Here is a 14667-nt window from a genome sequence, read left to right on the forward strand (position 1 = left end):
GTTGGTTTTTATTTTTAATGTTGTTAACTTAGATAAATTTAGATTAATGGAACTATATTTGCAGTATTACTAATAATAGTAACAATTATAATTTACATTACAATGAATACAGGAATAGTAAAATTTTTCAACGATACTAAAGGATTTGGGTTTATTACAGAAGAAGGTGTTGAAAAAGACCACTTTGTACACATCTCAGGTTTAATCGATGAGATTAGAGAAGGTGACCAAGTTGAATTTGACTTAGAAGAAGGTAAAAAAGGTCCTAACGCAGTAAATGTAAAAGTGATCTAAGTAGTCCATATATTTTTAAAAAACCTCATCATTTTATGATGAGGTTTTTTTTATTTATAAATGATATTCCGTTTTATCCATTATTTCTTTAAGGACAAAATAACTTTCTAAAACACCAATATTGTCAATTTTCGATAGTTTTAAGCGAACAAAATCGTGGTAATCTTCTAGGTCATTTAGGTTTATCTGTAGAAAAAAATCTACTTTTCCTGCCATGTGATAACATTTCTGAACTTCTTTTAATTCTTTTACTTGCGCTTCAAATTTATCAATAAAACCTTCGTCATGACATCGGAGCGATACCATACAAATAGCCGTTACTGGCATTTGTATGCGTTTTTTATCTAAAATAGCAACATAATTTTTAATTACACCTGTTTTTTCTAAGCGCTTAATTCGTTCATAAATAGGAGAGATGGTTAAATTTAATTTTTCAGAAATTTCTTTGGCGGTTTTCTTACAGTCTTCTTGTAAAATTCGCAATATTTTTAAATCGATAGCATCTAGTTTTATCATGTTTTATTAAATTAATTTTGATTGATGAGGTTTGTGTTTACCGTTAAAATCACTTTTTAAAAGATATAAAGCTCTTTTGAAGAGTGATAAAATTGGTTTATTACATTTTAAAAAGTTAAAATTACTTATTTTTTATCAAAATAAAGTGTTTATTACTTTTAAAGTGCTAATCAATGTATTTTTGTAGGAAATTAAAAGATTAAAAATCGTATAAATAAGATGAAAATATTAGTTACAGGAGCAGGAGGGCAATTAGGTACGGTATTAACAAAGTCTTTAAAAGAGAAGTACGGTAAAGAGGCGGTAATAGCTTCAGATATTCGTACAATAGCAAATTATAGCGGAATTTTTGAAATATTAGATGCTACTAGCGAAATTGATTTAGCTAACATTGTAGTAAAACATAAGGTTACTCAAATATATCATTTAGCAGCAATATTATCTGCTAACGGCGAAAAGAATCCTATTCAAACTTGGGATATCAACTTAAAATCGCTTTTTAGTGTTTTAGAGGTTTCTGTAAAACATAAATTAGATAAAGTATTTTTCCCTAGTTCAATAGCTGTTTACGGACTTAGCGCACCAAAAATAGACACAAAACAAGATGCGTATTTAGATCCTACAACTGTTTATGGAATCAGTAAGGCAGCTGGTGAAAACTGGGCGCAGTATTATTTTTTAAGATATGGTTTAGACGTACGTTCTATAAGATATCCTGGTGTTATTGGGTATCAATCTTTACCTGGTGGTGGAACTACCGATTATGCTGTTGATATTTATCATAAAGCCATCAAAAACGAATCTTTTACTTGTTATTTAAACGAAGAAGCTTGTTTACCGATGATTTATATTGATGATGCTATTAGAGCTACTTTAGAGCTAATGGAAGCACCAAAAGAAGCCGTAAAAATAAGAACATCGTATAATTTAGCAGGAGTAAGTTTTACTCCTGGAGAAATTTCAGATTCAATAAAAGAGTGGTATCCTAATTTTAAAGTAAGTTATAAACCTGATTTCAGACAAGCAATTGCCGATTCTTGGCCTAAATCTATTAATGATGACGCTGCGAGAGAAGATTGGGGTTGGAAACCAAACTACTCTTTAAAAGAAATGACTAAAGAGATGATTACTCAGTTAAAGAAGCAATAATACTTTCTTTTTAATTTCCCTAGACAAAAAAGACTATCTACGCAATGTAAATAGTCTTTTTTTATATCAATATAATGATTTTTTAAGCCTTAATTACTTTCGCATACTGCATAAAATAATCTTCAAAACGCTTTATAGTAGGTGTCATTTTATCGGCATATAAAACAAACTGACATTTATTAACACTCTGTGTAATTGCCATTAAAGCCGCATAAGCAGTGTTGTTTTTTAAGAATTGCGCATCATCAATACTAAAAATCATTAATTGAGACGGGCTTATTCCGTTTAATAGAAATAATTTATTCATTCTTTTAGGTGTAGAGATAAGAATATCAACACCTTCAAAAATTTCTGATTTCTGTGTATCTACATGAAGCGCTTCATCGGCAACATAAACACGTATTGATTTATACCTAGTGTATGGTAAAAAGGCGTTATATACTTCTAAAGCTCTTTCGTTATCTTCAACAAGAACAAAGGCTCTAGGGCTAGTGCCAATATCAGTGAATTTTAATTTATGTAAGGTTGTAAGTACAAGTGTTGTTGTTTTTCCGCTACCTTGATCGCCTATACAATAAACATTTGCACCGCTTTTAATAGCAGGAATACTCTTTTTTTGTAAAGGTGTAGGAGTCGTTATTTCTAGTGATTCTAATTTTTCTTTAATTTCTGAATTTAATTTTTTAAAAGGCATAAGGTTAATGAAATAACTGTTTTAACGTGAATAAAAGGAATAATAAGCCACAAATATACAATTAAATTAAAATTTTTAATCGCCTTAGGGGCTGTTTAAAAATAAACAAAGACTAGCTGTGCTGATTTATTTATTAATTATTGATGATAAAGAGAATATTGACAAATTGAGTTGAGTTGATAAACAAACGTACAAACGTTAAAAGTAAGTAATAACTAACAGTAACAGACCTCACAGTGTGAGGTCTGTTAAGTAATAAAAATAAAACTAGGAGCAAAGGAGTTTTTTTTATAAGCCTGATTTTTTATATTATATTATTATATTTTTTTGCGCGATAATAGTGATGATAACAGAAGAACTGAAAACTGAAACTGAATTCGTTCTGGATAAAACATTTATATATATTTATATATATGTTTGGTTATTATGATGTTGATGATATATTTTTTTGAGAAAAAAAATATATCATCAGCAGGTCCAGCCAGAACAATATCAGGTCCAGAACAAATTTTTTTTTTATTAAATTAATTAAATTTTTAATTAAATTAAAATTAAAAAAAACTATAAACTATCATCCTAATCTATATAATAGATAGATAGATATAGGTGTCCTATAATTAATATTATGTTAAATAGAAAAGAGTTTTTATTGACAATAGTTACTATCTCTATATATCTTCATCTTTTCCCTTTCCTTATTATTATTGCATTGCACTGGACTGTTTTGTTGTTGTTCTTTTCTTCTTCGTTCGTTTTTATAAGTGATGATTAGAAATTAGAAAATTCGAAATCGTATTATGTATTATTTCAGGGTTTTGCCTTTTTTTTTTTCCATTTTATTACCTGTCCTGTCTATCATTAAAACAAAAGCTTTTATTTTTTTGCGCTTGCTTTTCTTATTTAAATGATTATTTTACTTTTTTTAATTCAAGTAATAAATAAAACAACTATACCCATGAGCCTTACTGTTCTTTTTGAAGATGACTACATAATCTGTGTATCTAAACCGAACAACGTTGTTGTTCATCACGCCTACCACTCTAGAAATGTTTCTGAAGAAGAATCATTATTGCAATTGTTATTTAATCAATTTGGAGCTAAATTTTACCCAATACATCGTTTAGATAGAAAAACTTCAGGGATTATATTACTTGCAAAAGAAACGAAACACGTATCTAAGTTTCAAGAATTATTTACCAATAACGAAATTCAGAAAACATATTATGGAATTGTTAGAGGACATTCTCCTGAGCAAAAAATCATTGATTCACCAGTTAAAGGACGTGATTCTGATGTTTATAAAGAAGCTGAAACACATTTAACAACCGTTGCTACAGTTGTTGTTGATATCCCTGTAAAGCCTTATGATAGCTCACGATATAGCTTAATTGAAATGAAACCTACAACGGGCAGATTACATCAATTACGTATTCATACAAATAAAATTAGCCATCCGCTTATTGGCGATCCTAAATACGGTGACAAAAACCATAATACGATGTTTATTGATAATTTTAATTGCGAAAATCTATTTTTACACGCCTACTCTCTTGAATTTACACATCCTTTTTCAAAAGAAAAACTAGTAATAAAAGCAAGTTTCCCAAATGATTGGAATACTGTTTTTAAACGATTTGAATGGGCTTTAAGTTATTAATTTTGAGAATAAAAACAAAAAATGGCTACATTTATATGTAGCCATTTTTTGTTTTAAATTATAAAGTTTATAATTTAAATGTCTTGAAAAATAGCGTGCATTAAACGTTTTTTGTCATTAATACTTTCTTCTAGAGAAATCATTGTTTCTGTACGATTAACACCATTAATATCATCTATTCTGTAGATAATATCTTTAGCATCATTCGTACTTTTAGCTCTTACCTTACAAAAAATATTGTATTTACCCGCAGTTACATAAGCAACTGTTACGTTCGGTATTAAGCGTAAATTTTCTAAAACGTGTTGCGTCATAGACGACTTCTCTAAATATACTCCAACATGTGCTATGAAGGTGTATCCCATTTTATCGTAATTCAAGGATAATGTTGAACCTTGAATAATGCCTTCGTCTTCCATTTTTTTAACACGTACATGAATAGTACCAGCCGATACTAATAATTTCTTTGCAATGTCGGTAAAAGGTGTTCGGGCATTTTCGATTAAAATGTCTAAAATTTGATGATCAATTTCATCTAGTACAAACTTTTTCATTCTTTTTTTTTCTGATAGTATCACTAAAATACAGTTTTTTAAAGTAATTCTTCTTTGTGTGCGATATTTGAAGATAAATCTCCTTCTTTTTCTTTCATTAAAGATAGTGCAAATTTACCGTTTTCTACTTTCTCTACATACTGAAAAGCCACATCTTTTTTATTTTTTTCTGATCGATAAATAACATCATAGAAGTTCTTGATATTGTTTGGAATAGAAAAGTAATCTAAATGTGATGTAAAGTTTTTTTCTGTAGCTACATGATAAATCCCCTGTAAAAGCGCGTAAAAATTGTATTTACGCACCGTTTCACGCTCATAATCGTCAGGATAATGCCCTGCTTCAATCAATATAGTGTTGTGCCCTAATTTTTGAAAATTATCCCCCGTCGCTGTTGGATAAAATTCATCGGTATAGCGCCCAATATGATTTGGGATTAATTTTTGCAATAAAGCATTCATTGCTACAATTACATTCATGGTCTGCTCCCGTCCTTTTGTTAGTTTACGAGTAATTTCTTCGGATGGTGCTAAAAATGAAATTGTTGCGGGGTTTTTAGTTCCTTCTACACCAAAAATGGTTCGTTGGTCGTGCAGGTTAAAGCAAAATTGAGGCTTTACAGTATCTAAAATTTCACGCAACAATTTACTTTCTTTGGCTTCTAAAGCTACCGCATCCCTGTTTAAATCTACATCATTTGCATTTACACGCGTATATGCCTCAGCCCCATCAGGATTTAGCATTGGAATAATTGTAATATCGCAATTATTTAAAATTGAATTTACAATTTCAGTGTTTTTATAGGCTTTTATATACTTTAAGAAATCAAACACTGCTTTTGTTCCAGTACTTTCATTTCCGTGCATTTGACTCCAAATAAGTATTTTTATTTTTCCTGAACCTAATTTTAATTGATAAATAGCCCTGCCTTGCTCCGATTCGCCTATTTTTTTCGATGCAATAGCAGTGTCTAAATCGTCATAAAGTGGCTCAATATCATTTAAAGTAATGTATCTGCCCGATATTTTACGTTGTTTTATTGTTGCTAAATAATTTTCTTCTAAAAAATCAGTATTTAATAAATTCATTTTCAAGCTCCAGTTTTTTTATTACAAGATTATTGTCACAGTCTACAAAGTAAACCAATCAGCAATTAATTCTTTTTCTATTGATTTTGCAGAAATATGCGTGTAATCATTTTTAAGACTATCATACTGATACTCTTTTGCCCATACTTCAATATTATTGGTCAAGCTGATTAATGAATCACAGATAAACTGCACCTCATCATCAGTAACCGTAGGATGTATAGATAAACGAACCCAGCCAGGCTTATCAGTATTACAACCTTCTAAAATTTGATCTTTAATTTTATTAGACGTATTTTGATTTACATTTAATAAGAAATGCCCGTAAGTTCCTGCACATGAGCAACCTCCTCTTGTTTGAATACCAAAACGGTCATTTAACAATTTTACCACCAAGTTGAAATGGTATTTTTCGTAATAAAAAGAAAAAATACTCAATCTGTCTTTATGATTTGGTGCTAATATTTTTACCCCCTCTAAACTCTCTAAACACTCAAAAATAACAGGATTTATAGCGTCTTCACGCTGTTTTATTTTATCCGTAGTCATTTTATCTTTTACTTTTATAGCTAGCGCGATTTTAATGGTTTGTAAAAAAGCAGGAGTTCCGCCATCTTCCCGAGTTTCCACATCATCAAAATAATCATGTCCACCCCAAGGATTTGTGTAACTTACCGTTCCGCCACCAGGATTATCAGGAATCATATTTTTATACAATTTCTTATTAAAAATCAATACGCCAGAAGTTCCAGGACCTCCTAAAAATTTATGAGGCGAAAAGAAAATAGCATCTAAATACTCATCTTCTTTCTTCGGATGCATATCTATATCAACATAAGGCGCAGAACAAGCGAAATCAACAAAACATAAACCGCCGTATTTATGAATTAAAGAAGCTACTTTATGATATTCGGTTTTAATTCCTGTTACGTTTGACCCCGCAATAATGGAAGCTATTTTAATGGGTCTGTCGGCATATTTTTTAATTGTTTCTTCAAAAATATCTAGACAAATAAGTCCCTGATCATTACAAGGAACAACAACTACCTCAGCAATAGTTTCTATCCAAGAAGTTTGATTTGAATGATGCTCCATATGACTTACAAAAACAATAGGGCGTTTTTGGTCAGGAATTTGCGTATGTTCCTTTAAGTTTTCAGAAACCTTTAAACCTAAAATTCGTTGAAATTTATTGACAACTCCTGTCATTCCTGAACCTTCGGTAATTAAAACATCATCCTCAGAGGCATTTACATGTTTTTTAATAATATTTCGAGCTTCGTTATAGGCTAAAGTCATTGCAGCCCCTGCTGTTGAAGTTTCAGTGTGTGTATTGGCAACAAAAGGACCAAAAGTATTTAAAAGTTGTTTTTCTATCGGATAATATAAACGCCCACTGGCTGTCCAATCGGCATAAATCATTTTTTGTATTCCGTAAGGCGATTCGTAGGTTTGATTAATTCCTACAATATTATTTTTAAATTGCCTGAAGTAGTTTTCTAAACTCATAAATTTACATAAATTAGATAGTGTTTTTTTACATATTATCATGTGAAAAAAAGTCCTATAAAATATAAATTTAATTTTTTACATCAAAAGAACCTAAAAATTATATAGAATTAACTTTTTTCTAACTTTTGTTAAAAATAATATATTTTATAAAAGAAAAAACCACTGTTTTTAGCAGTGGTTTACATTTTTTACATTACAAATTTTTACAATCTAAACTTTCCTCCTATTAAAATAGTTTTCTGTAAAAAAAAGAAATTTTGCGAAGCACTATCAGAAGAATTTGAAGTTGTTTTAACATCAGGCATATAAATATGTCCTCCTTTTAAATCTGCTTGCACATAAAAGTGTTTTAAGAAGGAGATATTTACACCTGCTACAACAGAAGCTCCGTATCCTGCTAAATGAAAAGAATCATTTCTATCTTTCCCTAATAATTTTGAATTTGTCTTTGGATATAAAATTCCCATTCCAACACCTTCTGTTAGGTTAATCTGTAAGTTTTCAAGATTCAAGCCAAACCAATGACTTACATCGTCGAAACGTTTTAATTCTACGTTTACGTAATTCAAACCGTCTGTATGTTCGAAACGTAGAAAATCTTCTGCTAAATTAATAGTTTCATTATTGTAGGTTTCGTCATATTTTGCGTTTCCATCATTAATATTTCCATTGATTTTCACACTTTGATCATCAATCATCACATATTTCATGTGATCCACTCCGATAGAAACCGTGTAATTCTCTTTAAAGAAATACCCGATTCTATAATTTGTTTGCGGAATTGTAACGTTACCAGGATTAAAATACTTGTTAAAAGAGAATTTTGTTTGCCTATCCTGTGCTTTTACGTTTGATAAGGTGAAGTCATAATTATCGCCTTTAAAATGAATATCAGAATCGGTGTAACTTGCCCAGTTCCATCCCCAATAAGCGAAAAACTTTCCTTTATTGGTTACTTTCTTTTTTTGAATGATAAAATTATCATCTTCTCTATTTTCTTGCTTACTTTGCTCCTGTCCTATTACTGATGATGCGGTTACCGCCATCATTAATAAACTTAAACTAATTGTTCTTAATTTCAACTTGATTATTTATATTTATATGTGTTGTTTTCTTATTTCTTAAATTCTTAAAATTATTTGATAATTTCTTGAATTTCTGTAATGAATCTTTCAGCAAGTACATCCGCATTTTCTTGGCTATTACTTTCTGTGTAAATTCGGATAATTGGTTCTGTATTCGATTTACGTAAATGTACCCATTCGTTTTCAAAATCAATTTTTACACCGTCAATAGTATTTACATCTTCATTTTGATACTTTAAAGTCATTTTTGATAAAACCTCATCAACATCAATTTGTGGCGTTAATTGTATTTTGTTTTTACTCATAAAATAACTTGGATACGAATCTCTTAATGCTGAACAAGATATTTTCTTTTTCGCTAAATGCGATAAAAACAAAGCAACACCAACTAAAGAATCTCTACCATAATGCGAAGCAGGATAAATAATTCCACCATTTCCTTCACCACCGATTACTGTATCGGTATCTTTCATCATTTGAACTACATTTACTTCACCTACGGCAGATGCTGTGTAAGTTCCGCCATGTTTTTCAGTAACATCACGCAATGCTCTTGATGATGATAAATTAGAAACCGTGTTCCCTCCTTTTAATTTACCTAAAACGTAATCTGCACAAGCAACTAACGTATATTCTTCACCAAACATAGAACCATCTTCTGATATTAAAGCTAAACGATCAACATCAGGGTCAACAACAATTCCTAAATCGGCTTTCTTTTTAACTACTAATTTAGATATATCTGTTAAGTTCTCTTTTAAAGGTTCAGGGTTATGAGGGAATTTACCATTTGGCTCACAATATAACTCAATACATTTAACACCTAATTCTTTTAATAAAGCAGGAATAAAAATTCCTCCAGTAGAATTAACACCATCAACAACAACTTTGAATTTTGCTTTTTTAATGGCTTTTACATCGACTAAATCTAAGTTTAATACTTCTTTAATGTGTTTCTTTAAATAACGCTTATTCTTTTTGTAAGTACCTAATTCATCAACCTCAGCGAACGTAAAATCTTCACTATCTGCTAAAGCTAAAATTTCTTCTCCATCTGCGCCGTTTAAAAACTCTCCTTTTTCATTTAATAGTTTTAAGGCATTCCATTGCTTCGGATTATGAGAAGCTGTTAAGATAATTCCTCCGTGTGCTTTTTCTAAAGGAACAGCAATTTCAACAGTTGGTGTTGTAGATAAACCTAAATCAATTACATTAATTCCTAGTCCAACTAACGTGTTTGCTACTAAGTTGCTAATCATTTTACCAGAGATACGCGCATCTCTACCAATAACAACTTTAATTTTTTTAGCTGTCGGATTTCTTTTGATGATAAAAGCACCGTAAGCTGCTGCAAATTTAACAGCATCTAATGGGGTAAGGTTTTCGCTAGGCTTTCCTCCTATTGTTCCTCTAATTCCTGATATTGATTTTATAAGTGTCATAGTACTTTTTTAATTTCATTACAAATATAATGGTAATTTCATAAATTAATATGTTTTTACCCTTCTATGATTTAGACCTCACAGGTTTTAAAAACCTGTGAGGTCTTGGTGTCTAGTCTGCTTTTTATTTTAAAAATATAAGCACAAAAAAAACCGCTACTTGCGTAACGGTTTTAAGATTTAAAAATTTATAATGATAAAGAAATATTATTTCCCTTCCATTTTTCTTTTTAATTCAGCTAATCCACCAATATCTCCTAAAGTAGTTTTTTCTACATCAGCAGCTTTTTTAGCAGCAGCCTTGATGTTTTTCTTTTCTTCTTCTTTGAAAAGAGAAGTATGAGAAACAACAATTCTTCTGTATTCTTTACTAAATTCAGTAACGATGAACTTTACAGCATCACCTTTTTCTAATTTAGAACCGTCTTCTTTTTCTAAGAAACGAGTTGGAGCGAATGCTTCAATACCATCTGCAAATACTACAGTTGCACCTTTATCATTCTTTTCCTTGATAGAACCTTCGTGAGTAGAACCTATAGAATACGTAGCTTCATGAGCATCCCAAGGATTATCTTGAGTTTGCTTATGACCTAAGTTTAACTTACGGTTTTCAACATCTAATTCTAATACTTGAACATCTAATTTATCACCAACAGTAACAAAATCAGATGGGTGCTTAATTTTCTTAGTCCAAGATAAATCAGAGATATAAACTAATCCGTCAATTCCTTCTTCTAATTCAACAAACACACCAAAGTTAGTATAGTTACGTACCGTACCAGTATGCTTAGAGTTTACAGGGTACTTAGTAGTAATGTCAGTCCAAGGGTCTGGATGTAATTGCTTCATACCAAGAGACATTTTACGGTCTTCACGGTCTAAAGTTAAAATTTGAGCTTCAACCTCATCACCAACTTTTACGAAATCTTGCGCAGAACGTAAGTGAGTAGACCAAGACATTTCAGAAACGTGAATTAAACCTTCAACACCTTCTTCAACCTCAACAAAAGCACCATAATCAGCTAAAACAACAACTTTTCCTTTAACTTTATCACCAACTTTTAAATCAGTATTTAAAGCTTCCCAAGGGTGAGAAGATAATTGTTTTAATCCTAATTGAATTCTAGATTTGTTATCATCAAAGTCTAAAATTACAACATTTAATTTCTGATCTAATTCAACAACCTCATTCGGGTGGTTAATACGAGACCAAGATAAATCAGTAATATGAACTAAACCATCAACACCACCTAAATCAACAAATACACCATAAGAAGTAATGTTTTTAACAACACCTTCTAATACTTGTCCTTTTTCTAATTGACCGATGATTTCTTTCTTCTGATCTTCTAAATCAGCTTCAATTAATGCTTTATGCGATACTACTACGTTTTTAAATTCGTGGTTGATTTTCACAACTTTGAATTCCATAGTTTTCTCTACATACTGATCGTAATCTCTAATAGGCTTCACATCAATTTGAGAACCTGGTAAGAATGCTTCAATACCAAATACATCAACGATCATACCTCCACGAGTTCTACACTTAACAAAACCGTTAACGATTTCACCAGTTTCATGTGCATTATTAACACGTTCCCATGCTTTAATAACACGTGCTTTTTTGTGAGATAATACTAATTGACCAGAAGCATCTTCTCTTTTGTCAACTAATACCTCAACAGAGTCACCAAGTTTTAAACCTGGATTGTAACGGAATTCGTTTAAAGAAATTACTCCCTCTGACTTAGAGTTGATATCGATAATTGCATCTCTATCAGTAATTCTTGTAACGGTTCCTTCGATAACATCACGTTCGTTTACGAAACCTACTGTTCCTTCTAACGCTTTTTCGAATTCTTTTAATTTAGATTCATCAACTTCATCAATACCTTCTTCGTATTTATGCCAGTTAAATGTTGCTAAAAATTCTGCTGGGTTTACTGTTACTGCCTCAGCAGCTGTGTTTTTTTCTTCAGACATGTCTGAACTAGTTTTTGTATCTTTCTATTGATCAGATTCTTAGCGATACCAATATAAAAGAGAATTAAAATATAAATTTGTTTGCTACCTTTGTTAAATCTGTTCTCGTAAAAAGGCGTGCAAATTTACGATGTTTTATTTTAAAAACCTATAATTAAGGGCTAATGTCTTTAATGTTTTGCTAATTTATCATAAAAACGAAGCTAAAAGTTACGTTTTTTATCATTTCTACATTATTCTACCTTCTACTCTACATTAATTAACTACAGACACAGTTATCAGTTTAAAGACTGATAGTAATAAAAATCGAAAGAAACTATTAATAAACGTTTTTATTTCTTTTTGTTTATTGTGATATTCTTATTTTAAGTACCTTTTAATTATCATTTTTTAAACACCATTCCGAGGTGAGTTACGAATTTCGTAATTTTTATGTAATCTCGTAATGTAATACCGTTGTTTATTTTATTATTTAAACGATAATGATTTGAAAATTAAATCGGCATCTGCTTGGTATTTTTGTTGATATTTTTCTTCGGAAGAATACGTAAACGTATAATAACTTCCTTTTACTTCAAAAAAGAATCTTATTGTGTCGTAATCTACCGAATTCCAATCGTGTTTATAGTGCTGTACGTAGGTTGTACCAAACCTAGTTTGATGTTTGGTTACTTCTTGGAGCGATACTTCTTTTTGCGTAAAATGATGATTAATATAATCTTCTGTAACTTTTTGAAGTGTTATTTTTTCGCTTCCTATTTTTTTAGGCGTAATATTAAATATTCGAACGGTATTTTTATAAAAGATAGCGCCTAGATTTTTAGGTGTATATGTTACAAAATCATGATCGGGAACTGCTTTCCAAGATTCGGGAAGTTTTACCGTGTAATTTTGAGCGTTCCTGTATGTTTTTATTTCTGCTTGAGTTAGATGATGGATTTTAGTTTTATTAGCGCCACAACTGGTTAATAGTAATGTTAATCCTAAGCAACTTAAAGATTTTCTTAATTTCATATATGTTTTTTATTTATTAAATTATTAATATAGTTTTTAATCTTCATCCATTCTTTTAATATTAACCTTAAACAGATTATCAAAAATATCAAAAACTATTTGTGCGTCTTTTTTACGAACCGATATTATATATTCACAATCCATTTCTAGTTTTTGCGCTGTGATGTTTAAATTTCGTTCTTTAACAACACGTTGCACTTTATTCATCATATCGTAACCGAAATTCAATTGATAATCAATATCGATTGTTTTTTCTTTGATATCAGAAGCTTCTAAAGCAATTTTTGCTGAGGTTCTGTATGCGTTTATTAATCCGCCTACGCCTAGCTTTGTTCCGCCAAAATAACGCACCGATACAATTAATATGTTTGTTACATCGAAAGCTTGAATCTGCCCATAAATTGGCATTCCTGCCGAATTACTTGGCTCGCCGTCATCGTTTGCTCTAAAACGCATTTTTTCGGCTTCAATTCCAAATTGCCAAGCGTAACAAAAATGACGTGCTGTATGATGTTTTTTTCGCAATCCCTCTATGGCTTCTTTAACCTGTTCTTCGGATGACACAGGAAAAGCATATCCGAAGAATTTACTATTTCTATCTTTAAAAAGAGTTTCTTCGGATAAAACATCAATTGTTTTATAGGTATCTTTAATTTTATTTTGGTCTGTGTTATTTATATCACTCATATTATTTTCTGCTGCTTTACTCTCTTTTTGTTTGTATTGTAATGTCTGTAGATTATGCCGATGCGACTACTAAAATACTAATAACTGCCAATCCGATACCTATCCAATTCTTTTTAACGAGTTTTTCTTTAAAGAATAGCAATGCGAAAATAGTTGTTAAAATAACGACCGATACATTGTTTATGGTAAATAATGTTGAACTTTCTAAACCTTCTGTTTTTAAGGCTTTTATTAAAAATGCCATCGAATAATAATTCGGAATCCCTAAAACAATTCCGCCAATAATATTTTTAATAATTTGTTTCCCTTTTTGTTCTGTTTCTTGTTTTCTTTGGATGCTTTTTATTTTTTTATCTAAAATTGAAGCTTTTAAAACTTGTAAAGCCATAAAAAAACATCCGAAGATAAATGCACAGCCAAAAATAGTGGCTAAAAACATCGGGATAGCACTTTTAGAAACATAGGAAATTTCCATATACTTTAGCAAGGTGTCAATACATCCTGAACCTAAAAACAACAAAATCGGATATTTTAAGTCTTTTAAATTCACCGAAGCGGTATCGCTTTTTGCCGATGCTAAATATACTGATGTTAAAGCTAATAAAACACCTATTATTTTGATAAAACCAATACTTTCATCGTATAAAAAAACGCCAAAAATAATCGGAATTGTTACAGACATCTTCCCTGCTACTGAGGCAACGGCTAAGCCGTTTTTTTGGGCGGTAATTCCCATTACATTAAATATTGCGATAAATAATATTCCTAAAATAAACGCACCAATAAACCATGATTGCTGAGGTATTTGCAAAAGAGTTGTGCTGGTTTCTGAATTATAAAACCCAAATAAAAATGCGATTAAATAATTGACAACAATTGCCTGTGCGGTGTTTATTTTAAAAGTTGAAAATAATTTGAAAATTACAAATAACGAACTTGCAATTAAAATACTGATAATAAGGTAGATCATTTTTTTATTAGATAATATATAT

At 30.6% G+C, this 14667-nt stretch carries 14 protein-coding genes; 3 read left to right on the forward strand and 11 right to left on the reverse strand.

Going from position 1 to position 14667, the window contains the following annotated elements; genetic code table 11:
* Positions 1-102 precede the first annotated feature (102 nt).
* Positions 103-294: a cold-shock protein gene (locus ABNT14_RS05600; protein WP_101903733.1), complete on the forward strand. Its 192-nt coding sequence runs from the start codon at positions 103-105 to the stop codon at positions 292-294.
* Positions 295-348: 54 nt separating this feature from the next.
* On the opposite strand, the gene ABNT14_RS05605 is transcribed toward ABNT14_RS05600, so the two are convergent.
* Positions 349-810 (reverse strand): Lrp/AsnC family transcriptional regulator, encoded by a 462-nt coding sequence (locus tag ABNT14_RS05605; protein WP_101903734.1) that lies wholly within the window; start codon positions 808-810, stop codon positions 349-351.
* Positions 811-1029: 219 nt separating this feature from the next.
* On the opposite strand from ABNT14_RS05605, the gene ABNT14_RS05610 reads away from it, so the two are divergent.
* Complete coding sequence (locus ABNT14_RS05610) at positions 1030-1959, forward strand: NAD-dependent epimerase/dehydratase family protein (protein WP_101903735.1); 930 nt, start codon at positions 1030-1032, stop codon at positions 1957-1959.
* 82 nt (positions 1960-2041) lie between these two features.
* Here the strand turns inward: ABNT14_RS05610 and ABNT14_RS05615 are convergent, their stop codons facing one another.
* Positions 2042-2653, reverse strand: coding sequence for a DEAD/DEAH box helicase (locus tag ABNT14_RS05615; RefSeq protein ID WP_058885030.1), 612 nt, complete (start codon positions 2651-2653; stop codon positions 2042-2044).
* 955 nt (positions 2654-3608) lie between these two features.
* Between ABNT14_RS05615 and ABNT14_RS05620 the strand changes: the two genes are divergently transcribed.
* Complete coding sequence (locus tag ABNT14_RS05620) at positions 3609-4310, forward strand: pseudouridine synthase (protein WP_101903782.1); 702 nt, start codon at positions 3609-3611, stop codon at positions 4308-4310.
* Positions 4311-4384: 74 nt separating this feature from the next.
* Here the strand turns inward: ABNT14_RS05620 and ABNT14_RS05625 are convergent, their stop codons facing one another.
* The 9 genes from ABNT14_RS05625 to ABNT14_RS05665 all read right to left on the reverse strand — a co-directional run bounded on the left by ABNT14_RS05625 (position 4385) and on the right by ABNT14_RS05665 (position 14645).
* Positions 4385-4864, reverse strand: coding sequence for an Lrp/AsnC family transcriptional regulator (locus tag ABNT14_RS05625; RefSeq protein WP_058885032.1), 480 nt, complete (start codon positions 4862-4864; stop codon positions 4385-4387).
* 38 nt (positions 4865-4902) lie between these two features.
* Positions 4903-5952, reverse strand: coding sequence for a M14 family zinc carboxypeptidase (locus ABNT14_RS05630; RefSeq protein WP_101903736.1), 1050 nt, complete (start codon positions 5950-5952; stop codon positions 4903-4905).
* Between the two features lie 42 nt (positions 5953-5994).
* On the reverse strand, positions 5995-7461 hold the full coding sequence (locus ABNT14_RS05635; RefSeq protein WP_101903737.1) for an aminotransferase class V-fold PLP-dependent enzyme: 1467 nt from the start codon (positions 7459-7461) through the stop codon (positions 5995-5997).
* Between the two features lie 206 nt (positions 7462-7667).
* Positions 7668-8546 (reverse strand): hypothetical protein, encoded by an 879-nt coding sequence (locus tag ABNT14_RS05640; protein WP_234985014.1) that lies wholly within the window; start codon positions 8544-8546, stop codon positions 7668-7670.
* 53 nt (positions 8547-8599) lie between these two features.
* A complete protein-coding gene (gene glmM, locus ABNT14_RS05645) occupies positions 8600-9991 on the reverse strand; it encodes a phosphoglucosamine mutase (RefSeq protein WP_101903738.1) in 1392 nt (463 codons plus the stop codon).
* 207 nt (positions 9992-10198) lie between these two features.
* On the reverse strand, positions 10199-11974 hold the full coding sequence (gene rpsA, locus ABNT14_RS05650) for a 30S ribosomal protein S1 (protein ID WP_101903739.1): 1776 nt from the start codon (positions 11972-11974) through the stop codon (positions 10199-10201).
* A gap of 468 nt (positions 11975-12442) precedes the next feature.
* Positions 12443-12988, reverse strand: a complete 546-nt coding sequence (locus ABNT14_RS05655) for a hypothetical protein (protein ID WP_101903740.1) — start codon at positions 12986-12988, stop codon at positions 12443-12445.
* 36 nt (positions 12989-13024) lie between these two features.
* The gene (locus tag ABNT14_RS05660; RefSeq protein WP_234985015.1) at positions 13025-13675 is read right to left on the reverse strand and encodes an IMPACT family protein; all 651 of its coding nucleotides are present in this window, start codon (positions 13673-13675) and stop codon (positions 13025-13027) included.
* Between the two features lie 52 nt (positions 13676-13727).
* On the reverse strand, positions 13728-14645 hold the full coding sequence (locus tag ABNT14_RS05665; protein WP_101903741.1) for an EamA family transporter: 918 nt from the start codon (positions 14643-14645) through the stop codon (positions 13728-13730).
* Between the last annotated feature and the right edge of the window lie 22 nt (positions 14646-14667).

The sequence above is a fragment of the Tenacibaculum dicentrarchi genome, from assembly GCF_964036635.1.
In the GTDB taxonomy this organism is placed as follows: Bacteria; Bacteroidota; Bacteroidia; order Flavobacteriales; family Flavobacteriaceae; genus Polaribacter; species Polaribacter dicentrarchi.